The sequence below is a fragment of the Salipiger thiooxidans genome (genome assembly GCF_900102075.1).
GTDB classification, from domain to species: domain Bacteria; phylum Pseudomonadota; class Alphaproteobacteria; order Rhodobacterales; family Rhodobacteraceae; genus Salipiger; species Salipiger thiooxidans.
The window spans coordinates 1-26057 of the sequence record NZ_FNAV01000008.1 but is presented as its reverse complement, the minus strand read 5'-3'; the positions used below and the strand labels follow the sequence as shown (position 1 = coordinate 26057).

Annotated in this window: 28 protein-coding genes; 7 read left to right on the top strand and 21 right to left on the bottom strand. The window is 69.0% G+C overall.

From position 1 onward, the window contains the following. Positions 1–120: 120 nt before the first annotated feature. Genes BLQ77_RS13015 through BLQ77_RS13005 form a run of 3 tightly spaced genes read right to left on the bottom strand, consistent with a single transcriptional unit; the run spans position 121 to position 3562 of the window. On the bottom strand, positions 121–1275 hold the full coding sequence (locus BLQ77_RS13015) for an acyl-CoA dehydrogenase family protein (RefSeq protein ID WP_089959776.1): 1155 nt from the start codon (positions 1273–1275) through the stop codon (positions 121–123). Beyond that, entirely contained in the window at positions 1272–2339 is a 1068-nt protein-coding gene (locus BLQ77_RS13010; protein WP_089959773.1) for an acyl-CoA dehydrogenase family protein, read from the bottom strand. Before BLQ77_RS13010 ends, BLQ77_RS13015 begins: the two co-directional genes overlap by 4 nt. Next, the gene (locus tag BLQ77_RS13005) at positions 2336–3562 is read right to left on the bottom strand and encodes a CaiB/BaiF CoA transferase family protein (protein ID WP_089959770.1); all 1227 of its coding nucleotides are present in this window, start codon (positions 3560–3562) and stop codon (positions 2336–2338) included. The genes BLQ77_RS13010 and BLQ77_RS13005 overlap by 4 nt, the downstream gene beginning before the upstream one ends. A 154-nt stretch (positions 3563–3716) precedes the next feature. Here BLQ77_RS13005 and BLQ77_RS13000 point away from each other — a divergent pair, with 154 nt between their 5' ends. Continuing rightward, positions 3717–4187, top strand: a complete 471-nt coding sequence (locus BLQ77_RS13000; RefSeq protein ID WP_089959767.1) for a MaoC family dehydratase — start codon at positions 3717–3719, stop codon at positions 4185–4187. A gap of 5 nt (positions 4188–4192) precedes the next feature. Here the strand turns inward: BLQ77_RS13000 and BLQ77_RS12995 are convergent, their stop codons facing one another. Further along, positions 4193–4855, bottom strand: a complete 663-nt coding sequence (locus BLQ77_RS12995; protein WP_089959764.1) for a TetR/AcrR family transcriptional regulator — start codon at positions 4853–4855, stop codon at positions 4193–4195. A gap of 137 nt (positions 4856–4992) precedes the next feature. Between BLQ77_RS12995 and BLQ77_RS12990 the strand changes: the two genes are divergently transcribed. Both BLQ77_RS12990 and BLQ77_RS12985 read left to right on the top strand, forming a co-directional pair. After that, complete coding sequence (locus BLQ77_RS12990) at positions 4993–6162, top strand: HlyD family secretion protein (RefSeq protein ID WP_089959760.1); 1170 nt, start codon at positions 4993–4995, stop codon at positions 6160–6162. Next, positions 6159–7715, top strand: a complete 1557-nt coding sequence (locus BLQ77_RS12985; protein ID WP_089959756.1) for a DHA2 family efflux MFS transporter permease subunit — start codon at positions 6159–6161, stop codon at positions 7713–7715. The genes BLQ77_RS12990 and BLQ77_RS12985 overlap by 4 nt, the downstream gene beginning before the upstream one ends. A gap of 117 nt (positions 7716–7832) precedes the next feature. Here BLQ77_RS12985 and BLQ77_RS12980 read toward each other — a convergent pair whose 3' ends face one another. Genes BLQ77_RS12980 through BLQ77_RS12970 form a run of 3 tightly spaced genes read right to left on the bottom strand, consistent with a single transcriptional unit; the run spans position 7833 to position 11597 of the window. After that, positions 7833–10067, bottom strand: coding sequence for a xanthine dehydrogenase family protein molybdopterin-binding subunit (locus tag BLQ77_RS12980; RefSeq protein ID WP_089959753.1), 2235 nt, complete (start codon positions 10065–10067; stop codon positions 7833–7835). Continuing rightward, positions 10060–11097 (bottom strand): FAD binding domain-containing protein, encoded by a 1038-nt coding sequence (locus tag BLQ77_RS12975; RefSeq protein WP_089959751.1) that lies wholly within the window; start codon positions 11095–11097, stop codon positions 10060–10062. Before BLQ77_RS12975 ends, BLQ77_RS12980 begins: the two co-directional genes overlap by 8 nt. Then, positions 11094–11597, bottom strand: coding sequence for a (2Fe-2S)-binding protein (locus tag BLQ77_RS12970; protein WP_089959750.1), 504 nt, complete (start codon positions 11595–11597; stop codon positions 11094–11096). Before BLQ77_RS12970 ends, BLQ77_RS12975 begins: the two co-directional genes overlap by 4 nt. A 108-nt stretch (positions 11598–11705) precedes the next feature. On the opposite strand from BLQ77_RS12970, the gene BLQ77_RS12965 reads away from it, so the two are divergent. Next, a complete protein-coding gene (locus BLQ77_RS12965; protein ID WP_040384923.1) occupies positions 11706–12248 on the top strand; it encodes a TetR/AcrR family transcriptional regulator in 543 nt (180 codons plus the stop codon). Here BLQ77_RS12965 and BLQ77_RS12960 read toward each other — a convergent pair. Beyond that, the gene (locus BLQ77_RS12960; protein ID WP_242661713.1) at positions 12170–12613 is read right to left on the bottom strand and encodes a LysR substrate-binding domain-containing protein; all 444 of its coding nucleotides are present in this window, start codon (positions 12611–12613) and stop codon (positions 12170–12172) included. The genes BLQ77_RS12965 and BLQ77_RS12960 overlap by 79 nt on opposite strands. 45 nt (positions 12614–12658) lie before the next feature. Between BLQ77_RS12960 and BLQ77_RS29335 the strand changes: the two genes are divergently transcribed. After that, complete coding sequence (locus tag BLQ77_RS29335) at positions 12659–12820, top strand: hypothetical protein (protein WP_242661712.1); 162 nt, start codon at positions 12659–12661, stop codon at positions 12818–12820. A 117-nt stretch (positions 12821–12937) separates the two neighbouring features. On the opposite strand, the gene BLQ77_RS12955 is transcribed toward BLQ77_RS29335, so the two are convergent. From BLQ77_RS12955 to BLQ77_RS12930, 6 genes are all read right to left on the bottom strand, one after another. Beyond that, positions 12938–14236 (bottom strand): TRAP transporter large permease, encoded by a 1299-nt coding sequence (locus BLQ77_RS12955; protein WP_089959746.1) that lies wholly within the window; start codon positions 14234–14236, stop codon positions 12938–12940. Then, positions 14233–14730 carry a TRAP transporter small permease gene (locus BLQ77_RS12950; protein ID WP_311135901.1) on the bottom strand — a complete coding sequence of 166 codons (498 nt, stop codon included), beginning with the start codon at positions 14728–14730 and terminating at the stop codon, positions 14233–14235. The genes BLQ77_RS12955 and BLQ77_RS12950 overlap by 4 nt, the downstream gene beginning before the upstream one ends. Then, a complete protein-coding gene (locus BLQ77_RS12945; protein ID WP_089959743.1) occupies positions 14730–15710 on the bottom strand; it encodes a TRAP transporter substrate-binding protein in 981 nt (326 codons plus the stop codon). Before BLQ77_RS12945 ends, BLQ77_RS12950 begins: the two co-directional genes overlap by 1 nt. 91 nt (positions 15711–15801) lie before the next feature. Beyond that, complete coding sequence (locus tag BLQ77_RS12940; protein WP_089959740.1) at positions 15802–16977, bottom strand: NAD(P)/FAD-dependent oxidoreductase; 1176 nt, start codon at positions 16975–16977, stop codon at positions 15802–15804. Further along, positions 16974–17297, bottom strand: coding sequence for a 2Fe-2S iron-sulfur cluster-binding protein (locus BLQ77_RS12935; RefSeq protein ID WP_008887707.1), 324 nt, complete (start codon positions 17295–17297; stop codon positions 16974–16976). The genes BLQ77_RS12940 and BLQ77_RS12935 overlap by 4 nt, the downstream gene beginning before the upstream one ends. Positions 17298–17333: 36 nt before the next feature. Further along, positions 17334–18509, bottom strand: coding sequence for a cytochrome P450 (locus BLQ77_RS12930; RefSeq protein WP_089959738.1), 1176 nt, complete (start codon positions 18507–18509; stop codon positions 17334–17336). 110 nt (positions 18510–18619) lie between these two features. Here BLQ77_RS12930 and BLQ77_RS12925 point away from each other — a divergent pair, with 110 nt between their 5' ends. Next, positions 18620–19522, top strand: a complete 903-nt coding sequence (locus BLQ77_RS12925; protein WP_089960304.1) for a LysR family transcriptional regulator — start codon at positions 18620–18622, stop codon at positions 19520–19522. A gap of 22 nt (positions 19523–19544) precedes the next feature. Here BLQ77_RS12925 and BLQ77_RS12920 read toward each other — a convergent pair whose 3' ends face one another. The 6 genes from BLQ77_RS12920 to BLQ77_RS12895 are packed head-to-tail and all read right to left on the bottom strand — an operon-like array spanning position 19545 to position 24894. Then, positions 19545–20303, bottom strand: a complete 759-nt coding sequence (locus BLQ77_RS12920) for an aldolase/citrate lyase family protein (protein WP_089959735.1) — start codon at positions 20301–20303, stop codon at positions 19545–19547. Continuing rightward, positions 20303–21103 carry a 2-oxo-hept-4-ene-1,7-dioate hydratase gene (gene hpaH, locus BLQ77_RS12915; protein ID WP_089959734.1) on the bottom strand — a complete coding sequence of 267 codons (801 nt, stop codon included), beginning with the start codon at positions 21101–21103 and terminating at the stop codon, positions 20303–20305. The genes BLQ77_RS12920 and hpaH overlap by 1 nt, the downstream gene beginning before the upstream one ends. Next, a complete protein-coding gene (locus tag BLQ77_RS12910; protein ID WP_089959731.1) occupies positions 21097–21963 on the bottom strand; it encodes a fumarylacetoacetate hydrolase family protein in 867 nt (288 codons plus the stop codon). Before BLQ77_RS12910 ends, hpaH begins: the two co-directional genes overlap by 7 nt. A gap of 10 nt (positions 21964–21973) precedes the next feature. Then, complete coding sequence (hpaD, locus tag BLQ77_RS12905; RefSeq protein ID WP_089959729.1) at positions 21974–22954, bottom strand: 3,4-dihydroxyphenylacetate 2,3-dioxygenase; 981 nt, start codon at positions 22952–22954, stop codon at positions 21974–21976. Positions 22955–22986: 32 nt separating this feature from the next. Continuing rightward, positions 22987–24498, bottom strand: coding sequence for a 5-carboxymethyl-2-hydroxymuconate semialdehyde dehydrogenase (hpaE, locus tag BLQ77_RS12900; protein WP_089959727.1), 1512 nt, complete (start codon positions 24496–24498; stop codon positions 22987–22989). A 3-nt stretch (positions 24499–24501) separates the two neighbouring features. After that, a complete protein-coding gene (locus BLQ77_RS12895; protein ID WP_089959725.1) occupies positions 24502–24894 on the bottom strand; it encodes a 5-carboxymethyl-2-hydroxymuconate Delta-isomerase in 393 nt (130 codons plus the stop codon). A gap of 156 nt (positions 24895–25050) precedes the next feature. Between BLQ77_RS12895 and hpaR the strand changes: the two genes are divergently transcribed. Continuing rightward, complete coding sequence (gene hpaR / locus BLQ77_RS12890; protein ID WP_242661711.1) at positions 25051–25461, top strand: homoprotocatechuate degradation operon regulator HpaR; 411 nt, start codon at positions 25051–25053, stop codon at positions 25459–25461. Positions 25462–25644: 183 nt separating this feature from the next. Here the strand turns inward: hpaR and BLQ77_RS29035 are convergent. Next, positions 25645–26057: hypothetical protein (locus tag BLQ77_RS29035; RefSeq protein ID WP_207545840.1), on the bottom strand; the 413-nt coding region annotated here is incomplete at its 5' end.

The following is a 26057-nucleotide window of genomic DNA, read 5'->3' as shown; positions in this document are numbered from 1 at the left end:
TTTCGCATTACCGACCCGGCGCCCCGCCTCCTGGTCGGTGGCGTCGGAATTTCGATCAGGCTAGTGTGCAAAAGTATAAAAGTCAATCTTATACCTTTTAGACTTTTTGCGTGACGCGGCTCAGCTCGGAAGCTCGAGCACCGCCTTGGCCAGCATGTTGCGCATGATCTCTGTCGAGCCGCCGAAGATCGTCGTCGGCCGCGCCGAGAGCCAGGTTGCGGCGGCGTGCAGCTGCCGGTCGCCCTCGGGCGTGGCGCGCAGGCCCGAGTCCTCGGCCGCGACCTCCATCATCAGCTCCGAGATGCGCTGGTAAAGCTCGCTCTGGAAGATCTTCAGCATCGCCACGTCGGCGCCGATCTCGCGCCCGTCGCGCAGCCGGTCGACATAGGTCTCGAAGAGATCCGTCAGGTCCATGACGTCGCATTGCAGCGTCACGTAGCGGTCGCGGAACACCGGGTCGTCCCAGACCCCGGCGCGGCGGGCGATGTGCCCGAGCCGCGCCAGCGCGCTGGCGGAAAGCCGCGGCGCGCCGATGAACACGCGCTCGTGGCCGAGCAGCGCCTTGGCCACCGACCAGCCGTCGTTGACCCGGCCCACGATGTGGTCGGCGGGCACCCGCACGTCGTCGAAGAAGACCTCGCAGAACTCGGCCTCGAGCTCGAGGTTCTCGATGTTGCGGATGGTCACGCCGGGCGCGTCCATCGGCACCAGCAGGAAGCTGATGCCCGCCTGCTTCTTCACCGTCTTGTCGGTGCGGGCGAGGATGAAGACCCAGTTGGCGTCCATGCCCAGCGTGCACCAGGTCTTCTGGCCGTTGATCACCCAGTCGTCGCCGTCGCGCACCGCCTCGCAGCGCACGGCGGCAAGGTCCGAGCCCGCGCCCGGCTCGCTGTAGCCCTGCGCCCAGACGTCCTCGCCCGAGAGGATGCGCGGCAGGAACTGCGCCTTCTGTTCCTCGCTCCCATGCCTGAGCAGCAGCGGCCCCAGCATGACCGGCCCGATGTCGTTGACCCGCGCGCAGCCGTAGCGCTCGAATTCCTCGATCATGATGAGGTGCTTGCCCGCGGTGAGCCCCATGCCGCCATGCTCGCGCGGCCATGTCGGGCAGATCCAGCCCTTCTGCGACAGGATCAGATACCATGGCTTCACCTCGTGCCAGTGCAGGCGGCTCAGCGAATGGCGGGGGATGTCGGGGTAGCTCGCCTCGACGAAGCTTCGGACCATGGCGCGGAAATCGTCGTCGCTCATGGCGTTGTAGTCGGGCTGTCCGGTCATGCCGCGTGCTCCTCTGCCAGCAGTCCTGTCAGCGTCGCGCGCTGCTCTCTCGGGCTTCCATAGGTGTTGGCCTCGGCCATGGCCTTGCGCACGAAGAGGCCGATGTCGGCCTCGTCGGTGATGCCCATGGCGCCGTGCATCTGCACCGCCTCGCGGGCGACCAGCATCGCCAGCGCCGAGGCGCGGAGCTTGCAGCGGGCGGCGCCATGCGCGCGGGCCCGCGGGTCGGCCCCGGCGTCGAAGCGGCGCGCGGTGGCGAAGATCGCGGCGCGCGACAGCTCGAGCGAGATCTTCATCTCGGTCGCCCGGTGCTGCAGCGACTGGAAGCTGCCGATGGGTCGGCCGAACTGCTCGCGCACCCGCAGGTAGTCGAGCGTGATCTCCAGCGCGCGGCCCGAGAGGCCGAGCAGGTAGGCGGCGTGAGCAAGCCGCGCGTCCTGCAGCACGGCCTCGGCCCGCGGGCAGGGCAGGATCTCTGCGGCGACGCCGTCGAGACGCACGCGTCCGGGGCGGCAGCCGTCGAGCGTCTCGGCGCTTTCGACCGTCACGCCCTGCGCATCGCGGGGCACGATCGCCACGCCCGCGCAGGTGAGCACGGCGAAGAGGTCTGCCCCATCGGCCCCGGGAACGTGGACCTTGGTGCCCTGCAGCGTGCCGTCCCGAGCGCCGCCCTGCCAGCCCTGATCGCCGGTGGCGTCCTGCCAGGCGGTGACGATCACCGCCTCGCCGGTCATCGCCTCTTCGGGCAGGGCCTCCTGCAGCAGCGCCGCGGCCGTGATGGTCGACAGCACCGGCTCGGGCAGCAGCCCGGCGCCCAGCACCTCCATCAGCGCGCAGGTCTCGCGCAGGCCAAGGCCGAGCCCGCCCGCATCCTCCGCGACGCGCATCAGCGGCCAGCCGAGCTCGGCTGCCTGCGCCATCACCGCGCGGTCGAAGCCGCACCCCTGGAAGCGCGCGGCGCGCACCCGGGCGAGGTTGCCATCCGCCGGGACCACCGCGCGGGCGCTCTCGACGATCATGCGGGCGTTCTCGATCCAGTCCTCGTTCATGGTGCCGTCCATCATGCGACCACCCCCGCGCGGCGCAGCGCCGCGATCTGGTCGGGCTCCAGCCCCAGTGCCTTCAGCACCTCGTCGGTATGCTCGGCAAAGCGCGGCGGCGGCGTGGTTGCGGGCGCGCCGCCCGAGAAGCGCACGGGGTTGGCGACGTAGCGCACCCGGCCCGCGGTCTCGTGCTGCAGCTCGCGCAGGAGGCCACGTTCGGCGACCTGCTCCATGCGGAACACGTCCTCGAAGCTGTTCAGCGGCCCGGCGGGAATACCGATGGCCTCGAGCTCGTCATAGCAGGTGTCGGCGGTCTTCTCGGCCAGCTTCGCGGCGATCATCGGGATCAGCGCGCTGGCGTTCTCGACCCGGGCGAGGTTGGTGGCAAAGCGCGGATCCGTGGCGACGCCGTCGAGCCCGAGGTGGTCGCAGAAGCGGGCGAACTGTGCGTTGTTGCCGATGGCGATCATGATCGGGCGGTCGGCGCAGTCGAAGGCCTGCCACGGGCAGGTGATCTGCGAGGCGGTGCCGTTGCGGCGCGGGAGTCGCCCGGAGGAGAGGTAATTCATCGCCATGTGGGAGGCGGCGTGGATCTGCGTGTCGAGAAGCGCGATGTCGATGAACTGCCCCGCGCCATGGCCCGCGCCCGCGTCGCGGTGGTTGAGCGCCGCGAGAATGGCGGAGACCGCGTATTGCCCGGCGGTGATGTCCGAGATCGAGTAGCCCACCAGCGCGGGCCCGGCACCGGGCTCGCCGTCGGCGGTGCCGGTCATCGCGAGCAGCCCGCTCATCGCCTGGAAGATCGGGTCGTAGCCCGGCAGGTGCTTCATCGGCCCGGTCTGGCCGAAGCCGGTGATCGAGCAGTAGACCAGCCGAGGGTTGATCGCGGCGACGCTGTCGTAGTCGAGCCCGAAGCGGGCCAGCGTGCCGGTCTTGAAGTTCTCGATCAGCACGTCCGCCTCGGCCACGAGCCGGCGCGCGACCTCCTGCCCCTCGGGCTTCGACAGGTCCAGCGCCAGCGAGCGCTTGCCCCGGTTCATCGCGAGGAAGGACGAGGTCTCGCCGGTGGGCGCCCCGTCGGGTCCGAGATGCGGCACGCCCATGCGGCGCACGTCGTCGCCGCCCTTCACATGTTCGACCTTGATGACGTCCGCACCGAAATCCGCCAGCATCTGCGCGGCCCATGGCCCGGCAAAGACGCGGCTGAAATCGAGCACCTTGATATGGCCAAGCATGGCTGCCATGGCGCACCTCCTCCTGAATATTTCTTGCGCCAAGCATCCCGATCCGCTCGCGGTTGCGCAAGTTAAAAATGATAATTATGATTTATTAGCTTTGAGGGGAGCGGACCGGCGGCGGCGTACCGCTTGCCGGGGCCGGGCAGCAGAGGAGACCGTCATGCTCATCCTGAACGAACCCATTGATTTTGCGACCCATACCGGCGCCAATCTGGGCGCCACCGAGTGGCTCGAGATCACCCAGGAGCAAATCGACGGCTTTGCCGAGCTTACCGGCGACGATCACTGGATCCATGTAGATGTGACGCGGGCCGCGCGCGAGCGGCCGAACGGCAAGACCATCGCGCACGGGCTGTTCCTGCTGTCGTTGATTCCCCGGATGCAGCGCCAGCTCTTCCGGATCGAGAGCCGCGGGGCAGGGCTCAATTACGGCTACGAGAAGGTGCGCTTCACCGCACCGGTGCCGGTGGGCTCCCGGGTGCGGCTGGCGCAGGCGGTGATCGGGGCGAGCGCCAAGGGCAGTGGCGCCCGGATCGAGTTGCAGTCGACGATCGAACTCGAAGGCTCCGCCAAGCCCGCGCTGGTGGCGCATGGCGTGCTGCTGATCGCGGGCGCTGCCGCCGCGGCCTGAGAGGCTCAGGCGCGGTAGGCGGCCATGAAGACCCGCACCGCCTCGGTCGCCACGTAGGCGATCTCGTCCTCGGTCGGCGCCTCGTCGCGGCGGCCGAACAGCCGCGCCCGCCACGTCCCGGTGGTCGAAAGCTCGACGAACTGCGCGGCGGCGAGTTCGGGGTCGGTGACCGCGAGGTTGCCGGCCTCGGTCTCGCGCTTCAGGAAGTCCTGGAGACAGCTCAGGAAATGCCGCGCGCCCGCGTCGTAGAAGCGGGTGCCGAGCTCGGGCATGCGCTCGACCACGCTGATGACGATGCGCTGCGCCCGGATCACGTCCTCGGAATTGAGCTGGATCGCCAGACCGCTGGCATAGGCAAAGAGCCGTTCCTCGATGGTCCCGGCATCGACCAGCCGCTCGAAGATGCCCTGGAAGAACGCCTTCCGCTTGTCCTCGACCAGCGCGACGAAGAGATCCTCCTTGTTCTCGAAGTAGACATAGAGCGTCCCCTTCGAGACCCCCGCCGCCTTGCAGATGCTGTTCATCGACGCGGCGTCGAAGCCCTGATCGACAAACACGCTCCAGGCGCCGTCCAGGATCTGGCGGCGTTTCTCGGGGTCGGAGCCCGCGGCGTGGCGGCGTCTGTGCGCGCAGAGTTCAGCCGGCTCGGGATGTGTCTTGGTTGTCATGGGAGGACATATAATCGAACCGGGTGGTTCGATGAAGACTTGATTTCGTGTCGGGCCTGCCCTACGTGCAATCGAACCGACCGGTTCGATCCGTTCGTCGCCCCCGGATTCGCCCCCTGCACCGAAAGACCGACATCATGTCCCGCCACGACCGCATCGACGCCCCTTCTTCCGACCAGGCCGCCGCAGAGGCCCCCGCACAGGCTCAGGCCCGCGCGCCCGAAACCGCCGCCGCCCCGGTGCCGAAGAAGGGCGGGCGCCGCAAGCGGATCGTTGGCGGCATCGCGCTGGTTGCGCTTCTGGCGGGCGGCTACGAGGGGTATCACTGGTGGACGGACGGGCGTTTCATGGTCGAGACCGACGATGCCTACGTGCAGGCGGACCTGTCGCTGGTTTCGTCCAAGCTGCAGGGCTACGTGGCCGAGATCCCGGTGCAGGCGAACCAGCACGTGACGCTGGGCGAGGTTCTGGTGCGGATCGAGGACGGCGACTATCGCATCGCGCTGGAGCACGCGCAGGCCAAGCTGCCGACGCTCGACCGCACGCTGGCGCGCATCGACGCGCAGATCACCGCCGCCGAGGCCAGCGTGACGCAGGCCGAGGCCCAGCTTTCCGCCGCCGAGGCGACGCTGCGCACCGCCGGCATCACCCAGGCGCGGGTCAAGGGGCTGGCCGACCGCAAGGTCGCCTCGCAGGCCGATCTCGACGACGCCAACGGTGCGCTCGAGACCGCCGAGGCCAACCGCGCCGCGGCGCAGGCGGCGATCAAGGGCGCGCAGGCCGAGATCGAGGTGCTGCGGGCAGAGCGGGCCGAGACCGAGTCCAGCCGCCGCGATCTCGAGCTCGGCATCGCGCAGGCGCAGCGCGACCTCGACCATACCGTGCTGCGCGCGCCCTTCGACGGCACCGTGGCCAATATCGCCATCGAGGCCGGGGAACTGGTCAACGTCGGTGCCCGGCTTGCCGCCGTGGTCCCCGACCACGGGCTCTATGTCGAGGCCAATTTCAAGGAAACCCAGCTTCCCGGCATCGTCGCGGGCGAGACCGCCCGGGTGAGCATCGACGCCATGGAGGGCCACGAGATCGAGGGCCGCGTGGTCTCGGTCGCGCCGGCCACGGGCTCGGTGTTCTCGCTGCTGCCGGCGGACAACGCCACCGGCAACTTCACCAAGATCGTGCAGCGCGTGCCGGTGCGCATCGAGCTGCCGGACGGCACCCCGGGCCTGCGCGCGGGCCTCTCCGTGGTGGTCGAGATCGACCAGCGCACGGCGCCCGAGGGCACGGACGTCGCGGAGGCGCTGCAATGAGCGCCGCCGCCCCACAGGAACCGGAACTCACGCCGCGCAGGGTCGCGGCGTTTTTCGTCATGGTCTTCGGGATGTTCATGGCGATCCTCGACATCCAGATCGTCTCGGCCTCGCTGCCCGAGATCCAGGCCGGGCTCGGCGCCTCGTCGGACGAGATCTCGTGGGTGCAGACCTCGTACCTGATCGCCGAGGTCATCATGATCCCGCTTTCCGGCCTGCTGGGCCGGATGATGTCGACGCGCTACCTCTTCGCCGCGTCGGCCGCGGGCTTCACCGCCGCGTCCTTCCTCTGCGCCACCTCGGGCTCGATCAACGAGATGATCCTGTGGCGCGCGGTGCAGGGGTTCCTCGGCGGCGGCATGATCCCGGCGGTCTTCGCCGCGGCCTTCACCATCTTCCCGGCCTCGAAACGCGCCATCGTCTCGCCGATGATCGGCCTCGTGGCAACGCTGGCGCCCACCGTGGGCCCGACCGTCGGCGGCTATCTCAGCCACGCCATGAGCTGGCACTGGCTGTTCCTCGTCAACGTGCCGGCGGGCATCCTCGTGACCATCGGCGCCATCACCCTGATCGACTTCGACAAGCCCGAGTGGAAGCTCTTCGACAGCTTCGACTGGATCGGCCTCGGGGCGCTGGCCTGCTTCCTCGGCGCCATGGAATACGTGCTCGAGGAAGGCCCGGGCAACGACTGGTTCCAGGACGAGATCGTCGCCGCGCTCTTCGTGGTCATGGTGGTGGGCGGCATCGTCACCTTCTGGCGCGCCTTCACTCTCAAGAGCCCGGTGGTCGACTTCTCGGCCTTCGCCAACACCAACTTCGCGGTGGGCTCGGTGTTCAGCTTCGTGATGGGGATCGGGCTCTACGGGATGACCTATCTCTACCCGCTCTACCTGTCCTCGATCCGCGGCTACGACAGCCTGATGACCGGCCAGACGGTGTTCGTCTCGGGTCTCGCGATGTTCGTGAGCGCGCCGCTGGCGGGGATCCTGTCGTCGAAGATGGACCTGCGGGTGATGCTGCTGATGGGCTTCGTGGGCTTCGCGGTCTCGAGCTGGATGCTCACCGGCATGACCGCCGACTGGGATTTCAACGAGTTGCTCTGGCCGCAGGTGCTGCGGGGGCTGTCGCTGATGATCTGCATGGTGCCGATCAACAACCTCGCGCTCGGAACGCTGCCGCCCGACAAGATGAAGAGCGCCTCGGGGTTCTACAACCTGATGCGCAACCTCGGTGGCGCCGTGGGTCTGGCGGTGATCAACACGCTGCTGACCGACCGCGGTGCGCTGCACACGGCGCGGCTCAACGAGGCGCTGAACTGGGCCAACCCCGAGGCGCTGCGCCAGATCGACATGCTGGCCGCCAATCTCGAGGCCAATGGCATCGACGGCCAGACCGGGGCGCTGTCGCAGCTCGCGGGGCGGGTGGCGCAGCAGGCGACGGTGATGTCCTTCATCGACGTCTTCACCCTGATCACCGTGCTCTTCGCGGGGCTCGCGGTGCTGGCGCTGGCGATGAAGCCGCCGCGCAGCGGGGCGGGTGCGGCCGCGCACTGACCGGCGGGCGGGGTCGCGAACAAGCCCACGGGTGAAGTCCCGGACAGGATCACGGGCAGAAGAAGGGCCCGGCGGAGCGTTCCGCCGGGCCCTTCGTTGTTGGTTCTGGATCCATCCTCAGATCAGCGTTTCGGGGTGGATCGGGAAGCGCCCCGGCCTGACGCCGGTGGCGTGCCAGACCGCGTTGCCGATGGCGCCCACGGTGCCGGTGACGCCGATCTCGCCCACGCCCTTGATGCCGAGCGCGTTCACGAAGGGGTCATCCTCGTGGACGGTGATCGCCTCGACCATCGGCGCATCGGCGTTGACCGGCACGTGGTAGCCCGCGAGGTCGTTGTTCACGAACCGTCCCGAACGGGTGTCGTGCAGCGCCTCTTCCTGCAGGGCCATGCCGATGCCCCAGATCATGCCGCCCAGAAGCTGGCTGCGGGCCAGTGCGGGGTTGATGATCCGCCCCGCCGCGAAGGCGCCGATCAGGCGGCTCACGCGCACCTGCCCGAGATCGGGATCGACCAGCACCTCGGCGAAAACCGCCCCGTGCGAGAACATCGCGTGGGTGGGCTCGCCCTCGCGCGCGCCGGTGCCTTCGCCGCGGATGAGCTCGAGCCCGGCGCGGGCAAGGATGTCCTCGTAGGCCTCGGAGCGGTCGTCATCGTTGCGCCAGAGCCGCCCCGACCGCGCCGTGACGCCCGCGTTTCCGGCGCCGAAGAGCGGCGAGGCGGGGTCCTGCGTGGCCAGATCGGCGAGCTGGCGCACCGCGTCCGAGCCCGCGTTGAAGAGCGCGGTGCCAGCAGTGGCGGTGTGGCCGGAGCCGCCCGCGACGCCCGCGTCGGGCAGGTCGGAATGGCCCGAGCGGAACTCGACCTTGTCGATGTCGATGCCCAAGCCGTCGGCGGCGATCTGCGCCAGTGCCGTCCACGCGCCCTGGCCCATGTCGGCGGCCGAGGTCTCGACCACAGCCGAGCCGTCGGCGCGCAGCGTGGCATGGGCCGCGGCCTGGAACATCGGGCAGGGGAACTGCGCCGTGCCCATGCCCCAGCCCTTGAGCAGCCTCCCCTCGCGCATCTGCCGGGGCTCCTGCGGGCGCCCGGCCCAGCCAAAGCGCCCGGCGGCCTCGGCGTAGCATTCGCGCAGCGCCTTGGACGAGAAGCTCATGCCCGACGCCGGGTCGGTGTCGGCGTGGTTCAGCAGGCGGAAGTCGAGCGGGTCGAGCCCCGCCGCCCGGGCCGCCTCGTCCATGGCGATCTCGAGCGCGGCCGACCCCGGTGCCTCGCCCGGCGCGCGCATCGGCCCGGGGGTGCCCACGTCGGCGCGCCGGCCGTGGTGCGTGGTGCGCAGCACCGGCGCCGCATAGAGGCTGTGCGACGCGTTCGAGGCGCTCTCGAGGAACTGGTCGAAGCTCGAGGTCAGCGTGATCGTATCGTGGTCGAGCGCGGTGATGCGGCCCATGTCATCCATGTCGATGCGCAGGGTTTGCCGTGTCGGGGCACGATGCCCGGTGGGGCCGTAGACCTGGTCCCGCCGCAGCGCCAGCTTCACCGGCCTCTCGAGATCGCGCGCCGCGAGGATGGTCAGCAGCTGCGCCCCGTAGAGGATCGCCTTGGACCCGAAGCCGCCTCCGATAAAGGGGCTGCGCAGCAGGATCTGTTCGGGCGCGATGCCGAGGAAGGCGGAAAAGGTCTGCTTCGAGAGCCCGATGGCCTGGTTCGGCGTGTCGATCTCGAGCCGGTCGCCGACCCATTGGGCGGTGATCGCGTGGGGCTCCATGGCGTTGTGGTACTGCGCCGAGGTGTCGACCTGCGTGGTGACGTGCCGGGACGAGGTGGCGCGCGCCGTGGCGAGGTCGCCCTTGGTCATGTTGGCGGGCCGTCCGAACGCCGTGGTCTCGGTGTCGAAGGGCTCGGCATCGTCGAGCGTCACCCGGTGGGGCTCGGCTTCGTAGTCCGGCGCCAGCAGCCGCGCGGCCTCGGTCGCGGCCTCGAGCGTTTCGGCCACGACCATCGCGATCGGTTGGCCCGCATAGCGCACGCGGTCGTCCTGCAGCACCTCCATGCGCCAGACGAAGGGGTGGATCTTCTCGTCCGGGCTCACGGCCAGCGCGGGCGTATTGGCGGGCGTGTAGACCTTGACGACGCCCGGATGCGCCTCGGCGGCGGCGCTGTTAAGGCGCGCCACGCGACCGCGTGCGATCCCGGCGGCCAAAGTGACCGCGTGCAGCACGCCCTCGGGGCGCGCGTCGGCGGCATAGGGCGCGGCGCCGGTCACCTTGAGGATGCCGTCGCGGCGGGTCAGCGGCTGGCCCGCGCTCGAGCCGAGCCGCACGTGGCCCTGAGTGTTCAGCATGTCATCCATTGTCTTCTCCTGCAAAGGCGGAGGCGGGCAGGGCGGGCAGCCGGTCCGGCGTCCCTGCCGCGGCGAGGTCCAGCGCGCGGACCGCGATGCGCCGCGCGAGCTCGATCTTGTGGGCATTGTCGCCCGAGGGTGTGGCACCGGTCAGCGCTTCCGCGGCGGCGACGGTGAAGCTGCCGCGCGTGGGCACCATGCCCACGAGCATCGCCTCGGCCTCGTGGCAGCGCCACGGGCGGGCAGCGACGCCACCGAGCGCGAGGCGGGCCGAGACGATGACGCCGTCGCGGATCTCGAGCGCGGCGGCGGCCGAGACCAGCGCGAAGGCAAACGAGGTCCGCTCGCGCAGCTTCAGGTAGCGGGCATTGCGCGCCATGCCGCCCGGGTCGGGCAGGCGGATGTGGGTGACGATCTCGCCCTCGGCCAGCGCCGGGGTGCCGGCGCCCGCGGCGTCGGGCAGCGGGTGGAAGGTTGCCATCGGCACGTCGCGGGAGCCCTCGGGCCCGGTGATCTCGACCACCGCGTCATAGGCGGCGAGCGCCACGCACATGTCTGACGGGTGCACGGCGATGCAGCCCTCGTCCCAGCCCAGCACCGCGTGGTTGCGGGTGCGCCCGCCAAGCGCGCCGCAACCCGAACCCGGCTCCCGCCGGTTGCAGGGCGACAGCGGGTCCTGGAAATAGCTGCAGCGGGTCGCCTGCATGACGTTGCCGCCGGTGGTTGCAGCGTTGCGCAGTTGCGCCGACGCTCCCGAGAGCAGCGCCTCGGCCAGCGCCGGGTAGCGCGCCAGCACCTCGGGGTGCCGGGCGATGTCGGCGTTGCGGACCATGGCCCCGATGCGGAGCCCGCCGTCGGTGTCCTCGATCCGGTCGAGCGGCAGGCGCGAGATGTCGATAAGCCGCTCCGGCGTCGCCGCCCCGATCTTCATCAGGTCGAGCAGGTTGGTGCCACCGGCGAGGAAGCTGCCGCCCGGCGTTCCCGCCGCGGCGATGGCGGCGCCGATACTGTCGGCGCGGGCATAGTCGAAACGGTTCATGCGTCGGTCCTTTCGTCCTCGGTCCGGGTCCCGGAGGCTCGGGTGGCCTCGAGCACGGCGTCGGTGATGCCGGCATAGGCGGCGCAGCGGCAGATGTTGCCGCTCATGCCCTCGCGCACGCGCTCGGGGTCGAGCCCGGCCTCGCCCTCGGCGATCAGGCCCACGGCGGACATGATCTGGCCGGGGGTGCAGTAGCCGCACTGAAAGCCGTCATGGGCGATGAAGGCCTGCTGCACCGGGTGCAGCGTGTCGCCCTCGGCCAGCCCCTCGATGGTGGTGACCTCCGCCCAGTCGTGGGACAGCGCGAGGGCGAGGCACGCGTTCATCCGGCGCCCGTCGATCAGCACGGTGCAGGCCCCGCACTGGCCACGGTCGCAGCCCTTCTTGGTTCCGGTGAGTCCGAGCCGCTCGCGCAGGACGTCCAGCAGCGTGGCGCGGGGATCGTCGAGCGCGATCTCGTGCGGCGCTCCGTTGATCGTGATGTTCAGGGTCGATGTCATCTTTCCCTCTTTGGCTGTAAGCTGACGGGAACTTGGGCCCCGGGGGCCTGTTCCTTAAAATACGGAGGCATCCTCCGTTTTCAAGTAGGTTGAGGTATGGGAAAGGAAATGAGCGCCGAACAGCCGAAAACGCGGAAGCCGCGCGCCGATACGCTGCGCAACCGCGAGCTGCTTCTGAGCGCCGCGGCCGAGGTCTTTCGCGGGGACGGCGGCAGTCTCGAGGCGGTGGCCCGCAAGGCGGGGCTGGGGATCGGGACGCTGTACCGGCACTTCCCGACGCGCGAGGCGCTGTTCCAGGCGGTCTATGCCCGCGAGGTCGAGATACTAGAGCGCCGGGCCGAGGAGGACAGTCTCGAGGAGTGGATGCGCGAGGCGCTGCGCATGATGGCGACCAAGCGCGGCATGGTTGCGGCGCTGGCGCCGGTGTTCGAGCCCGAGTCGTGCTTCATCTCCGAACAGTCGGAGCGGATGCGTGGTGCGGTGGCGGCGCTGCACGCCCGCGCCGTGGCCGAGGGCCGGGTGCGCGCGGACGTCACCAGCGAGGACCTGATGCGGGTGCTTCTGGGCATCAACTACGGCCCCGGCGCCGACCCCGACCGCGCCGGGCTGCTGCTCGACGTGTTCCTCGACGGGCTGCGGCCCAGGAGCTGAGGCAGGCGCCAGCGACCGTTCGACAGCAGCTCGTCGGGCGGCAGCAGCGAGCAGACGAGCTCGCGCATCAGGATCTCGCCGGTGCGCCGGGCGGCGAGGGGCAGGGGCACGTCCCTGTCCCGCAGCCGCCCGAAGCTCCGGGTCGAGCGAGGGCCGAACCGCCTCAGGACAATGGGAAAATCGCGGATCAGGTTGGCGAAGAGACTGCTGACGATCGACACGCCGGGCCCCCCAGCGACGAAGGCGCAGGCCGAGCTGTCGGTGTGGGTCTCGATCTTGATCGGCGGTCGGACGCCGGTCTTGTCGAACATGTGGTCCAGCGCCGCCCGCTGCGGCCGCTGGTGCCCGGTCATGATCAGCGGCACGCCGTGCAGGTCCGCCGGCGTGATGTCCCTGCAGTCGCAGAGCGGGTGCCTGCCGTCTTTGCCATCGACAGCTCGGTGGTGGCCTCGGTGCACGTGGTGGCGCCCGCCTTCCGCGTCCGCGTCCGCGAGCTCGGGCACATCATCCGCCTGACCACCGCCTCGGCCCGGAGACTTTCGCGGGCGCTGGGGTGGCCGGACGTAGGTTGAGCGGGGAGCTTGCGCGCCTGAGCGGTTCCAGACCGAAAGAAGCGGAGAGCGGACCACGCGCAGCGGTCGAAGAACGACCTCGGCGCGGCCCTTGCGGGAGCCGCGCCGGAGCGTCGGTCACATCATGCTCGGCAGCCAGAGCGACAGGCTCGGCACCGCCACAAGCAGCGCCAGCGTCAGCAGCATCGCCAGCCAGAACGGCAGCACACCGCGGAAGATGTCGAGCAGCTCGACATTGCGGGCGACGGATTTCACGATGAAGACGTTGATCCCCACGGGCGGCGAGATCAGCCCCATCTCGAGCGTCAGCACCACCAGCACACCGAACCAGATCGGGTCGATGCCCAGCTGCAGCACCACCGGCATGAAGATCGGCAGGGTGAGCACGAGCATCGCCAGACCCTCGAGGAAACAGCCCAGCACGAGGTAGATCGCGAGGATCACCACCAGCGTCCCGAACGGCCCGAAGTCGAGCGCGACGAGCAGCCGGCTGACCTCGGCGGGCAGGTGGCTGAGCGCCACGAAGGGGTTGATCATGTGCGCCGCGATCAGGATCAGCATGACCGAGGCGGTGGTCACGATGGAGCTGCGCGCGGCGTCCCAGAACACCCGCAGGGTCAGGGTGCGGGTGACCGCGCCGATGAGGATGACCAGCGCCGCGCCGACGCCGGCGGCCTCGGTGGGCGAGAACATGCCGCTGTAGATGCCGCCGATGGTGATCACCACGATGGCCAGGATCGGTACCGCGCCGAGGAAGGCGCGGCCCTTCTCGCGGGCGTTGGTCTTGGGACCACGGGGCCCGAGTTCGGGCTTCAGCGTACAGAGCAGTGCGATGGTCAGCAGGAAGGCCGTGAGCAGCAGGATGCCCGGCAGGATGCCGGCCATGAAGAGCCGCCCGATGCTCTGCTCGGTGAGGATGGCGTAGATCACGAAGCCGGTGGAGGGCGGGATCAGGATGCCCAGCGTGCCGCCCGCCGCGACGACCCCGGTCGAGAGCCGCGGGCTGTAGGCGAAGCGGTCCATCTCGGCCAGTGCCGTGCGGCCCATGGTCAGCGCCGAGGCCACCGACGAGCCCGAGAGCGCCGCGAAGCCGCCGCAGCCGATCACCGTGGCCGAGGCAAGCCCGCCGCGCACCTGCCCGATTGTGGCATAGGCCGCGTCGTAGAGCTTGCGGCTCATGCCGGTGGCGCTGGCGACGTTGCCCATCAGGATGAAGAGCGGCACGACGATAAGCTCGGAATTGGACGCGAGCGCGAAGGTCTCGGAAGACAGCAGGCCTGTCGCGGCCTGCAGCCCGTTGAGGATCCAGATGCCGATGAAGCCCACCGCGAACATCGCGAAGGCCACGGGGATTCGCATCAGGAGGAGGACCAGCAGCAGCGCCAGTCCGACGGAGCCGACGAAGACGCTGCTCATGCGGCCCCCGCAGCCTTGTGGCCGAGCATCAGGCTCACGGCCCGCAGCAGCATCCCCAGCGCGGTGATCAGCGAGAAGATGCAGAGCGCGTACTGGAACCGAGCGGTGGGCAGGCGCAGCAGGTTGGTGGCGAGGTTCAGCAGGACGCTCAGCTGGGCGCTCTGCCAGACGGTCCAGGCGATGAGCACGAAGATCACCGCCCCCAGCAGCGCGGCGACCACGTCGATGACACGGTTGAGCCGAGGCGAGAATGTGTTCTCGAAGATGTCGACGACGATGTGCCCGCCGTCACGGTCGCAGAGCGACATGCCGCCGAAGACGATGATCACCATGGTCATGGTGATGAGGTCCTGCGAGCCGTAGAGCGGGGCGCCGAAGTTGCGCCCCACCACGTCGAACACGATCACGGCCACCACGAAGAGCAGCCCGAGCGTGCCGACGATCGCGGACAGGCCGATCAGCCTGTCCGCCAGCCAGTGCACCCTGCCCAGCATCATTCGCCCCGGATCGCCGCCAGCGCCGCCTCGCCGCCGACCTCGGCCACGTAGGCGTCGGTCACCGAGGCCAGCGCGTCGTTGAAGGCCTGCGCCTCGTCGCCCTCGAGGTCGAGCACGGTGATGCCGTCGGCCTGACGCGCGGCCTCCAGCGCCTCGTCGGCGGTGGCGACCCAGGCCTCTTCGGTCATGCGCGAGATCTCCTCGCCCTTGAGCGTGTCGAGCGCGGCCCTGGCCTCGTCCGAGAGCCCGTCATAGGCGCCCTGCGACATCACGGTGTAGAAGGTCAGGCGACCGAAGTTCGGCCCGGAGGTGATGCTGCCGACCACCTCGTTGAGCTTGAAGTCCGAGAGCACGGAGGCGCCCGAGATGACGCCGTCGATGAGGCCGGTCTGCAGGCCGTTGTAGACCTGCGTCATCGGGATCTGCACCGGGGTTGCGCCGAGCGCTTCCATCGCCTCGGCCGAGATCGAGCCCGCGACCCGCATCTTCAGGCCCTTGAGGTCGGCGGGGCTGTGCACCTCCTTGTCGCGCATCATCAGGATGTTGGGCTCGGAGGCCCAGAGCGCGATCACCTCGGTGCGCGGGTATTCCTGCGCCAGCTCGTCGGGAAAGGCGCGCCAGAGCGCGGCGTAGCCCGGCTGGTCGAGCGGCAGTGCGCCCGGCAGCTCGAGCACGAGGCTCTTTGGGAACTGCGAGGAGGTGTAGCCATGCACGCCCCAGCCCATGTCGGCGGTGCCCTGAAGCACGCGCACGAACTGGTCCGCCGGGCCCGCGCCGAGCTCGCCGCCGTTGTAGCTGCGCAGCGTGGTCTCGCCGCCGGTGCCCTCGTCCAGCGCCTTGGCGAGAGGGTCGACCTGTGCCGCGACGATGGTGTGCATGGGCGAGGCCCAGTTGGCGTATTTCAGCTCGTTGGCGCCCGCGCTCGTGGCAAGGCACAGCGACACGCCCGCCGAAGCGGCGATCAGGTGATGTTTCATTCTGGGTCTCCTCCCTCAGATGAGTCTTCCCTACCACGGGAGACGATAATTAACAAGTTAACTGTATTGGCCCAGCCCCGTGGATCCCGCCTCAGGCGGCGATCTGCACGAGGTCGTCCAGTCCGGCCGGCGTGCCTCCCGACAGCAGGCGGCGGCTCTTCATGTGAATGCCGGCGTTGTTGACGGTCTCCACCGCGACGAGGCCCCGGTCGTCGAGCCGGGCCACGACGCCGTCGCAGATCACCACCTCCGAGGTGCCGGGACCGGCAAACCCCGCGATCTGCAGCTTGCTGTCCGCCTGGTCCGACCAGAACCACGGCAGGGCAGCGTAGTGATCTTCGCCGCCCTTGCTGAGGCGCGCCGCGATGAAGCGGGCGTGGTCGGTGGCGGCCTGCACACTCTCGAGCCGGATGCGCTGGCCGTCCCGCGGGTCGGGGAAGCTGGCGCAGTCCCCCAGCGCCGAGATCTGCGGATCGCTGGTCAGGAGCCGTCCGCAAAGCCGGACGCCGTTCTCGACCTCGAGCCCGGCCTCGGCGGCCAGCTCTGCATTGGGCACGACCCCGGCGGCAAGCAGCGTGAAATCGGCCGCGAGATGGCTGCCGTCCCCGAGCGTCACGCCGCCCGCATCGACGGCCACCGCCGGGGTGCCGAGATGCAGCGCCGTACCCATGCCGCGGTGCAGGTCGGCGAAATGTTCGGACATCCGGGCCGAGACGCAGCGCGCCATCAGCCGGGGCGCCGCCTCGATCACCGCGACCTCGTGACCGAGCCCGCGCGCCACCGCGGCGAACTCGAGCCCGATGAAGCCGCCGCCGATCACGGCGATGCGGCGCGGCGTGCCCAGCCGGGTGCGCAGGGTCTCGGCGTCGGCAAGGGTGCGCAGGTCGCAGGCGTGCTCGAGCCCCTCGATGGGCGGGCGCAGGTTGCGTGTGCCGGTGGCGAGCACGAGGTGGTCGTAGGGCAGGCGCCCCTTGCCGTCGGGGCCGTGGAACGCGATTTCGCCCGCGCCACGGTCGATGCCCTCGACCGTGGTCTGCGGAAGGTAGGCAATGTCCTTGCTCTCGAAGAAGCTCTGCGGCCGCAGCATCAGCGCCTCGGCGCGGCCCTCCTTGAGGTAGGCCTTGGACAGCGGCGGGCGCTGGTAGGGCAGGCCGGGCTCGGCGCCGATCAGGGTGAGCCGCCCGGCATAACCCGCATGCCGCAGGCTGATGGTCGCCTGCAGCCCGCCCTGACCGGCGCCCACCACCACGATGTGCTGCGGGCTCAAAGCTGTTCCTCGGGCAGGTGCACGACCAGACCGTCGAGTTCGGCGGTAAGCTTGATCTGGCAGGACAGGCGCGAGCGTTCGGTGATCTCGGAGGCGGCACCCTCGAGCATGTCGTCCTCGCCCTCGTCGCGGGGGCCGGTGCGCTCGGCCCACGCCTCGTCCACGTAGCAATGGCAGGTGGCGCACATCATCGCGCCGCCGCATTCGCCGACGATGCCGTCGACGTCATTGGCCACCGCCGCCTGCATGACGCTGTCGCCCTCGGTCGCGTCGATCGTCGTTTCCGCCCCGTCATGGGCGACATAGGTCACCTGGACCATGGCATTCCTCCTCATTCGTGATGTCCGTCGCTGCGGTCAGTTGAGCGTGACCGGCAGGTTGATCGGGCCGCGGAAGCCGAAGCCCTTCCAGACCACGTCCCCGGCCGTGTCGAGCTTCATGTCCGGGAACCGGTCGAAGAGCATCGGCAGGATGATCCGCCCGACGGTGCGCCGCGCCACATGTGCGCCCGCGCAATGGTGCGGGCCGTTGCCGAAGGCCTGGTGGGGGTTCTTGTCGCGGAAGACGAAGAAGTCCTCGCCGTTCTCGTAGAGCTCCTCGTCGCGGCAGGCCGAGGCCTGGATCGTCATCACCGTGTCGCCCTTGGGGATCTCGAAGCCGCCAAGCTCGGTGTCGGCGGTGACGAGGCGCGAGCTGACCTGGATCGGGGCGACCCAGCGGATGGCCTCTTCGAAGGCCTTGCCCCAGGCGTCCTGCGCCTTGACCTCGGCCAGCTGGTCGGGGTTGTCGAGCAGCCCGTAGAGCACCGTCGCCAGCGCGTCGCGCGGCTCGTTGATGCCGCCGCCGATGGCGATCTTGATGTTGGAATAGATCTGGCTGAGCGGGATCGGGTTCTCGGCGGTCAGCATCGACGAGAACGCCGAGCCGTCCGGGTTGCCGATCCGCTCGTCGCGCAGCCGGTCGAAAAGCGCGTCCATCTCGTCATTGGCGGCGTCCGATGCGGCGAAGGGCTCGCGCTTCCAGCCGAAGTTGCCGGCGCCATCGATGAGGCACTGCGACCAGCGCCGCATCTGCTCGTCCGTGGCCTCTGGGATGCCGAGGATATGCGCAAGGATGCGCGCGGCCAGCGGGCCGCAGAGTTCGCGGAAGAGATCGACCGTCTCGCCGCGCGGCAGGCGCGAGATGTACTCCTCGGCAAGGCGCTCGTAGAGCGGGCCCCAGTCGGTGTTGATGCGCTTGGGCGCCAGCGCCGGCATGATCGCCTTGCGCTCGGACATGTGCTCGGCGCCGTCCTTGCGCATCAGCGTATGGGCGCGGAAGGCGGGCTTCATCGGCGTGTTCGGATCGTCGCTGCTGAAGGTCTCGGGGTCGTCCTTGACCTGCTTGGTGAGCGCGGCGCGCGTCAGGAAGGTCCGCCCCAGCGCCTTGACCCGCAGCACCGGGGTCTCGCGCCGCATGCGCTGGTAGAGCGGGTAGGGATCCGCCGTCAGTTGCGCAAGCGTAATGGTATCGTCAAGCGGTGCGACCGCCATAGTGTCTCCTCCCCGAAATGTCTCCTCGCCCTCCTGATACCGAGCGCGTGCGCCCTTGAGCAATAAGATGCATTTTGTATATGGTATCAGAAAATTTGATGGGGATCGGCATGGACAGACTCGGCGGCGAGGCGGGGAGCCTCGACTTCGCGGCGCTCAACACGCTGCTGCTGGTGCACCGGCTGGGCTCCTTCACCGCGGCGGCGGAGCATCTGGGCGTGAACCAGTCGGGGGTGAGTTACACGATCTCGAAACTGCGGCGCTGCTTCCATGATCCGCTGTTTGTGCGCGAGGCCGGGCGGCAGGTGCCGACGCGGCGCTGCGAGGCTCTGCTGGCGCAGGCGGGGCAGATGCTCGACATGCTCGACCTGATGGCCCAGCCCGAGGTCTTCGACCCGGCGGGATCGGATCTCAGCGTGACCATCGCCTGCAATTACTACGAGCGGATCCTGCTGATCCCGCGCATCGTCTCGGCGCTGCGCAAGGAGGCGCCGAACCTGTCGATCCGGGTGATCAACGCGCTTGGCGACGGGCACCTGCGGCTCTTGAACCACGATGCCGACCTGCTGGTCGGGCCGCTGGGGCGGACGGATTCCGGCTTTCACTCGCGGCGCATCCATTCCGAAGAATATGCCTGCCTGATGGATCCCTCGCACCCGGACGCGGGCAGGGCGCTGACGGTCGAGGAGTACCTTACGCTCAACCACCTGCTGATCGATTACGGGGTGAGCTGGAAATCGGCCTACCTGCATGAGCTCGAGGCCGCGGGCCACAAGCTGCGCCCGGCGCTGATCGTGCCGAGCCCGGCGGGGCTGCGCGAGCTTCTGGCGGGCTCGAGCCTTGTTGCCACGGTGCCGCGCCGCCTTGGCGAGCGGATCGCGGCGGACCTTGTGATGGGGCCGAGCCCGTTCAAGGGCCGGTTCGAGATCAGCGCGGTCTGGACCGCCCGCACCCACCGCTCGGCCATGCACCGCTGGCTGCGCGAGCTGGTGCTGGAGAGCTGCTCCGAGTGACGGCGCGGTCCCCCGGTGACGCTCAGTACTGCGCGCGAAGCGCCTTCAGCGCGCCCATGAGCGCGCCCGCGTCCGAGCCCACGGCGACGAACTCGCAGCCCATGTCGATGTAGGACTGCGCCAGCGCCTTGTCCGACGTCAGGATGCCCGCCGCCCGGCCCGCCGCGCGGATCCGGGTCAGCGCGTCGATGATCGTCGCCTGCACCTCGGGCGCGCCGGGGTTGCCGCGGTGGCCCATGTCGGCGGCCAGATCGGCAGGGCCCACGAAGATGCCGTCCACGCCCTCGACGGCGAGAATGTCGTCGAGCGCCTCCATGCCCCTGACGGTTTCCACCTGCAGCAGCAGGCAGATCTGCTCGTCGGCGGTCTGCAGGTAGTCGGGGATCGACCCATAGCCGGAGGCCCGCGCCAGCGCCGCGCCGACGCCGCGCGCGCCCTTCGGCGGGTAGAGCACCGAGCGCACGATCTCGGCGGCCTGCTCGCCGCTCTCGACGATGGGCACAAGGAGGGTCTGCGCGCCGATGTCGAGCGCCTGCTTGATGCCGGCGCGGTCGTCGTCCTTGACCCGGACCACCGGGTGCGAGGCCTGCCCCACGGCGCGAAGCTGCGCCAGCAGGTCGCGCAGCCCGTTCGGGCCATGCTCGCCGTCGATCACCAGCCAGTCGAAGCCGGCGTGGGCACAGAGTTCTGCCACCGAGGGATCGCCGAGCGCGACCCACAGGCCGATCTGCGTCTCGCCGGCCCTGAGGCGGCTCTTGAAGCGGTTTTGCGGTGCGGGCATCAGGCGAACTCCGTCGATACTTGGCCGAAGGGGCCGAAATCCGCGTCGATCCGCGTGCCCGGGCGGCACTCGATCGGCGCGATGAACGAGCCCGAGAGGATGACCTGCCCGGCCTCGATGCGCTGGCCATACTGGTGCATGCGCCGTGCCAGCCATACGATGCCCATCACCGGGTCGTCCAGCACCGCGGCGCCGAGCCCGGTCGCGACCACCTCGCCACCGGCGCGCAGGATGGCGCCGGTCCAGCGCAGGTCGAAGGCGCGGGGCGCGTTCCTCTGCGTGCCCAGCACGATGCCCGCGTTGGCGGCATTGTCCGAGACGGTGTCGACGATGACGCGGGCGCGGCCGGTCCCGGGGTCCTTGCGCAGGATGCGGGTGTCGAGGATCTCGAGGCTCGGGGCCACGTGGTCGGTGGCGGCCAGCACCTCGTCGCGGGTCACGTTGCCGCCGATGGCATCTTTCATGACAAAGGCGATCTCGGCCTCGACCCGCGGCTGGATGAAGCGGCCCTCGGGCACGACCTCGCCGCTCCGGAACAGCATGTCGTCGTAGAGCACGCCGCTGTCGGGCGTGTCGATCCCGAGCGCGTCCTGCATGACCTTCGAGGTGAGGCCGATCTTCCAGCCGATGACCCTGCGGCCCGCCGCCAGCTTCTGCCGCATCTGCGCCGACTGGATCGCGTAGGCATCGTCGAGCGTCATGCCCGGGTGCTGAATGGACAGCAGCCCGATCTGCTCGCGCGTCTCCTCGGCGGCCAGCAGCGCCGCGGCGGCGGTCTCGATCTGTTCCGGCGTCAGCATTCGTCGGCCACCGTGTTGCGCAGGATGCCGATGCCGGGGGCCTCGACCTCGATCACGTCGCCGGGCACGAGGTAGCGCGGCGGATCGAAGCGCGCGCCGGCGCCCGAGGGCGTGCCGGTGACGATGATGTCGCCGGGGGCAAGCGTGGTGAAGGTCGAGATGTAGGCGATCTCCTTGCGGATCGGGAACATCATGTTGCGCAGCGCGTCCTTCTGGCGAAGCTCGCCGTTGACCCGGGTCTCGATGCTGGCGTCATCGAGCTGCGCGGCGTCGCGGAACGGCACCAGCCACGGCCCGAGCGCGCCCGAGCGGTCCCAGTTCTTGCCCTGCGTCACGTTGAACTTGGCGTGGCGCACCCAGTCGCGGATGGTGCCCTCGTTGCAGAGCGTCAGGGCCGCGATGTGGTCATAGGCGTCCTCGGCGGCGATGCGGCGGCCGCCTTTGCCGATGACGACGGCGATCTCGCCCTCGTAGTCCAGCGTGTCGTTCTCGGGCGGGCGGATCAGCGGCTGGCCGTGGCCGGTGAAGGACGAGGGGAAGCGCGGGAACAGCGACATGTGCTCGGGCTGGGCGCTGCCGTCCTTGTACTCGGCATTGCGGTCGGGAAAGTTCACCCCGACGCAGATGATCCGGTCCGGGCGCGGGATCGGCGGCAGAAAGGTGACGTCCTGCTCGGCCCATGAGGGCGCCCGCCCGGCGCCCGCCTGCACCATCGCGTCCAGCGCGCCGGCCTCGATCACCTCGCGGAGTGTCGGGAACCGGGCGCCGAACTCGGGCGTGAGATCGACGAGCCCGCCCTCGGTCACGAGCCCGTATCGGTCGCGCCCGCCGGCGCGGAAGGTGGCGATGCGTTCGGTCATGTCCGGCTCCTCAGGGTGCCACGATGGGCGTTGCGTTCAGCTCTGCAGGGCGCGGCGTCACGCCCTCGAAGACCGAGCCGTGCTCGAACCACGACTTGGGCGCAGGCGCCCCCCAGAGCGTCTGGCGCTGCGGGTCCTTGAGATCCCACTTGATCGCCTCGAGGTCGGGATCCACGGTCTGGTAGTCCGAGCAGTAGATCTCGATCCGGTGGCCGTCGGGGTCGAGGATGTAGAGGAAGAAGGCGTTCGAGATCCCGTGCCGCCCCGGCCCGCGCTCGAGGTTGCCGACGTAGCCGGTGGTTGCCATCAGGTCGCAGAGGTCGATGATGTTGAGCGGCGTCGGCACCCAGAAGGCGGTGTGGTGCAGGCGCGGGCCCAGCCCGTTGGTGAAGGCGATGTCGTGCACGCCGCCCTTGCGGTGGGTCCACGCGGCCCAGAGCAGCTTGCTCTCCTCGTCCTCGGTGTACTCGGTCACCCGGAATCCGAGCTCGTTGTAGAAGGCGACGGACTTGTCGACCGAGGGGCTGAAGCAGTTGAAATGGTCGATGCGCAGCGGCTTGACGCCCTTGTAGAGCGCGTATTGCTGGTGGATCGGTGGCAGGCGGTCCATGCGATGGTAGAACTCGATGGGCATGCCGTCATGGTCGTGGGTGGCAAGCGTGCGGCCCTGGAACGGGCGCTCGACCCATTCCGTGGCATGGCCCTTCTCGACGAACCACGCCTGCGCCTTGTCGAGGCACTCTTCCGAGTAGACCTTGAACGACAGGGCGCGCGCGCTGGCGCTCTCGGCCTTCGCGAGCACGATGCAGTGGTGGCCGCGCTCTTCCATGGCGCGCAGGTAGATGCGCTCCTCGCTCTCGTCGGTCACCTGCAGGCCCAGCGTGTCGACGTAGAAGTGCCGCGACTTCGCAAGGTCGGTGACGCCGAAGACGACGTGGCTCAGCCGCACGATGTTGAAGGGCGGGTAGAGGTTCGGGGTGGGGATCGGCATGTCTGGTCTCCTCCAGGCAGACAGGGGCGGCGTCAGCCGCCGAGTTTCGGGATGCGGTGCTCGGTGCGGGGGAAGCTGACGTTCACCGTCTCCATGTAGAAATCGAAGGACCAGTCGCCGCCGTCGCGGCCGATGCCGCTGGCCTTCACGCCGCCGAAGGGGGTCGGCAGGTGGCGGATGTTCTCGGAGTTCACCCACATCATCCCCGCCTCGAGCGCGTCGGTCATGCGCATCGCCCGGCCAAGATCGTTGGTCCAGAGATAGGCCGAGAGGCCGTAGTCGGTGCCGTTGGCGATGGCGAGCGCCTCTTCCTCGGTCTCGAAGGAAATGGCGGTGAGCACCGGGCCGAAGATCTCTTCCTGCGAGATCGCCATGTCCGCCGTGGCATTGGTGAAAAGCGTGGGCGCGACGTAGCAGCCCTCGGTGCCGACCTTCTCGCCGCCGGTGGCGATGGTCGCACCCTCGGCGCGGGCGGTGTCGAAGTAGCTCAGGACCTTCTGCTCGTGCACCGGGTGGATGAGGGGGCCCACCACCGTCTCGGGGTCGAGCGGGTGGCCGATCCTGATCCGCGCCGCGGCCTCGGCGACCTTGGCGGTGACCGCGTCATAGACCGAGGCCTGCACCAGCAGCCGCGAGGAGGAGGTGCAGCGCTCGCCGTTCAGCGAGTAGATCATGAACACCGCCGCATCGACGGCCCGGTCGAGATCGGCGTCGTCGAAGACGATGACCGGGTTCTTGCCGCCGAGCTCGAAATGCACCCGCTTCAGCGTGTCCGCGCCCTGCTTCATGATCATCGAGCCGGTCTTCGACTCGCCGACAAAGGCGATGGCGCGGATGTCGGGATGCTCGGTCAGGCGCTTGCCGGCGGTCTCGCCCAGCCCGTTGACCACGTTCAGCACGCCCTTGGGCAGGCCGGCGCTTTCGGCGATCTCGACCAGCAGCTTGGCGGTCATCGGCGAGAACTCGGCGGGCTTGTGCACCACGGTGCAGCCCGCGGCCAGCGCCGGCGCGATCTTCCAGGTCGAGAGCATGAAGGGCGTGTTCCACGGCGTGATCACCCCCACCGGGCCGATGGGACGGCGCGAGGTGGTGTTCATCTGCGTCGGCGTGCGCTTGACCATGCCGTCCTCGGCCCCCGGCGCCTGGTCGGCGAAGAAGCGGAAGTTGGCGGCGCCGCGGATCGCGGCCTTGGACATGAAGCGCAGCGCCTGCCCGGTGTCCATGCACTCGGTGAAGGCGATCTCCTCGGCGCGGGCCTCGATGGCCTCCGCCACCTTGATGAGGATCTTGCGGCGCTCGGCGCCGGGGATCTTCGACCAGCCGGGGAAGGCGGTCTTGGCGGCGGCGACGGCGGCGTCGATGTCCTCGGCGCCGCTCTTCGCGACCTGCGCCAGGACGCTGCCGTCGACGGGGCTGATCGTCTCCATCACCGCGCCCGAGCGCGCCGGCACGGTCGCGCCGTCGATGTGGTTCAGAACGCCGGTGTCGACCAGCGGCTGCATGTAGCCGCGCGCCTTGGCGATGTTGTCCTGCAGAACGCTCATCGTTCAGTCCTTCTTCTGTCCCGACAGGCGGGCGTGAATGGGGGTGTCCTTCCAGCTCAGCTCCGGGTCGATGATGCGGATCTCGAGCGACAGGGCGAAATGGGGCTCGCAAAGCCGGTGGGCGAGCGCACCCTGCGCGGCGCGAAACACCAGATCGCCGCCCGCCCGCAGTGCCTCGGTGCTGCGTCCGGCGCCGACCGAGAGCGTCAGCGCGGCGAAATCGTTCTTCGCGTCACCGTCGGCGACGATGGCCACGTCGGCGCGGAAGGCCCGGACGCGGATCCCGGCAAGCGGGAAGATCCCGGCCCCGACCATCGCCGCGTGAACGGCGCGGCAAAGGCTCTCGACCTCGGGCACGGTCAGCCCGTGCGAGTATTCGATGCGCATGTGCGGCATGGGTTCGTCTCCTCCTGATAGTGAACATGTTAATTAACTGGACGCTTGTCAAGAAGGATGATTTCATGAATCCAGAAGAGACCACTCGGGACGCCCATGCCGAAAAAACCGATCAGGGACGGGTTCCACCTGTCCAACACGCGCCGGAACCTTCCGATGAATCTGCTGCGCCTGCGCGAGCGGATCATGAACGAATTCCGCCCGATGCTGCATGCCCATGACGTGACCGAGCAGCAGTGGCGGGTGCTCCGGGTGCTGCAGGAGGCAGAAGAACTCGACGCCCGCGATGTGGCCGAGCGGGCCTGCATCCTCGCGCCGTCGCTGTCGCGGATCCTCAAGACCCTGAATGCCCGGGGGCTGATCGAGACGGCGCGCGATTCGAGCGACGGGCGCCGCACGATGATCCGGCTGAGCACCGCCGGCAACGCGTTCATCGAAAGGCTGACGCCCGAAAGCGCCGCGAGCTACGCGCGGCTCGAGAAGATCATCGGGGCAGGGCGCATGGCCGAGCTCATCGACGCGCTGGCCGAGACGCTGGACCTGCTGGACGAGGCCGAGGAGAGCTGAGGCCCAGGCGGCGGGCGCCCGGCGAGGGTGTCAGGTCTCAGGCAAAAGCGACTTTCCAGTCAGGTCGCTGACCCAGATCGCATGTGCAAAGGAAGAGCTGTCGTTCGTGCCCTAAGCAGCGAAGGTCGGCAGCGAGCCCGGATTGACCTATGCTGCGTGAACGACAAACAGCGGCTTTGGTGATCAACTTTCATTGGAAATGCGAAGCTTGTCAGCGTTTTCGATCAGGTATTTACACCTTTTGACGCTTCGTGGTGCCGGGTCGTTAAGCATCTGCAATCGAAGGGCCTGTAAGATGGTCTGACGATCCGGGTTGCCGAGAAGCATCGGCTCTAGTTCTCGAACTATAGATGAATGCTTGGGCCGTGGTGTAAACTTATCGAGTGCATCCAATGCAATCAGACTAAACGGTCGGCCCCGGGTAAGCCACGTGTCAGCCTTTGTCCAATTGAGGTTGGAAAGCGCAGCAAGCTGACCCCAATTGTCGGCTACATTGACATCCGGTGCGTTCCTCTCGATCCAGTCCAAAACCAGGGGAGAGCGGAACCACAATAATGCGCCCATACGGTCTTGCAATTCCTGGCCTTTATATCTTT

Excerpts from the sequence above, each read along its gene's own strand:
- BLQ77_RS13015 (WP_089959776.1), bottom strand. The coding sequence starts at position 1,275 with ATGACCGGACAGCCCGACTACAACGCCATGAGCGACGACGATTTCCGC.
- BLQ77_RS13010 (WP_089959773.1), bottom strand. The coding sequence starts at position 2,339 with ATGATGGACGGCACCATGAACGAGGACTGGATCGAGAACGCCCGCATG.
- BLQ77_RS13005 (WP_089959770.1), bottom strand. The coding sequence starts at position 3,562 with ATGGCAGCCATGCTTGGCCATATCAAGGTGCTCGATTTCAGCCGCGTC.
- BLQ77_RS13000 (WP_089959767.1), top strand. The coding sequence starts at position 3,717 with ATGCTCATCCTGAACGAACCCATTGATTTTGCGACCCATACCGGCGCC.
- BLQ77_RS12995 (WP_089959764.1), bottom strand. The coding sequence starts at position 4,855 with ATGACAACCAAGACACATCCCGAGCCGGCTGAACTCTGCGCGCACAGA.
- BLQ77_RS12990 (WP_089959760.1), top strand. The coding sequence starts at position 4,993 with ATGTCCCGCCACGACCGCATCGACGCCCCTTCTTCCGACCAGGCCGCC.
- BLQ77_RS12985 (WP_089959756.1), top strand. The coding sequence starts at position 6,159 with ATGAGCGCCGCCGCCCCACAGGAACCGGAACTCACGCCGCGCAGGGTC.
- BLQ77_RS12980 (WP_089959753.1), bottom strand. The coding sequence starts at position 10,067 with ATGGATGACATGCTGAACACTCAGGGCCACGTGCGGCTCGGCTCGAGC.
- BLQ77_RS12975 (WP_089959751.1), bottom strand. The coding sequence starts at position 11,097 with ATGAACCGTTTCGACTATGCCCGCGCCGACAGTATCGGCGCCGCCATC.
- BLQ77_RS12970 (WP_089959750.1), bottom strand. The coding sequence starts at position 11,597 with ATGACATCGACCCTGAACATCACGATCAACGGAGCGCCGCACGAGATC.
- BLQ77_RS12965 (WP_040384923.1), top strand. The coding sequence starts at position 11,706 with ATGAGCGCCGAACAGCCGAAAACGCGGAAGCCGCGCGCCGATACGCTG.
- BLQ77_RS12955 (WP_089959746.1), bottom strand. The coding sequence starts at position 14,236 with ATGAGCAGCGTCTTCGTCGGCTCCGTCGGACTGGCGCTGCTGCTGGTC.
- BLQ77_RS12950 (WP_311135901.1), bottom strand. The coding sequence starts at position 14,730 with ATGCTGGGCAGGGTGCACTGGCTGGCGGACAGGCTGATCGGCCTGTCC.
- BLQ77_RS12945 (WP_089959743.1), bottom strand. The coding sequence starts at position 15,710 with ATGAAACATCACCTGATCGCCGCTTCGGCGGGCGTGTCGCTGTGCCTT.
- BLQ77_RS12935 (WP_008887707.1), bottom strand. The coding sequence starts at position 17,297 with ATGGTCCAGGTGACCTATGTCGCCCATGACGGGGCGGAAACGACGATC.
- BLQ77_RS12930 (WP_089959738.1), bottom strand. The coding sequence starts at position 18,509 with ATGGCGGTCGCACCGCTTGACGATACCATTACGCTTGCGCAACTGACG.
- BLQ77_RS12925 (WP_089960304.1), top strand. The coding sequence starts at position 18,620 with ATGGACAGACTCGGCGGCGAGGCGGGGAGCCTCGACTTCGCGGCGCTC.
- BLQ77_RS12920 (WP_089959735.1), bottom strand. The coding sequence starts at position 20,303 with ATGCCCGCACCGCAAAACCGCTTCAAGAGCCGCCTCAGGGCCGGCGAG.
- hpaH (WP_089959734.1), bottom strand. The coding sequence starts at position 21,103 with ATGCTGACGCCGGAACAGATCGAGACCGCCGCCGCGGCGCTGCTGGCC.
- BLQ77_RS12910 (WP_089959731.1), bottom strand. The coding sequence starts at position 21,963 with ATGACCGAACGCATCGCCACCTTCCGCGCCGGCGGGCGCGACCGATAC.
- hpaD (WP_089959729.1), bottom strand. The coding sequence starts at position 22,954 with ATGCCGATCCCCACCCCGAACCTCTACCCGCCCTTCAACATCGTGCGG.
- hpaE (WP_089959727.1), bottom strand. The coding sequence starts at position 24,498 with ATGAGCGTTCTGCAGGACAACATCGCCAAGGCGCGCGGCTACATGCAG.
- BLQ77_RS12895 (WP_089959725.1), bottom strand. The coding sequence starts at position 24,894 with ATGCCGCACATGCGCATCGAATACTCGCACGGGCTGACCGTGCCCGAG.
- hpaR (WP_242661711.1), top strand. The coding sequence starts at position 25,051 with ATGAATCTGCTGCGCCTGCGCGAGCGGATCATGAACGAATTCCGCCCG.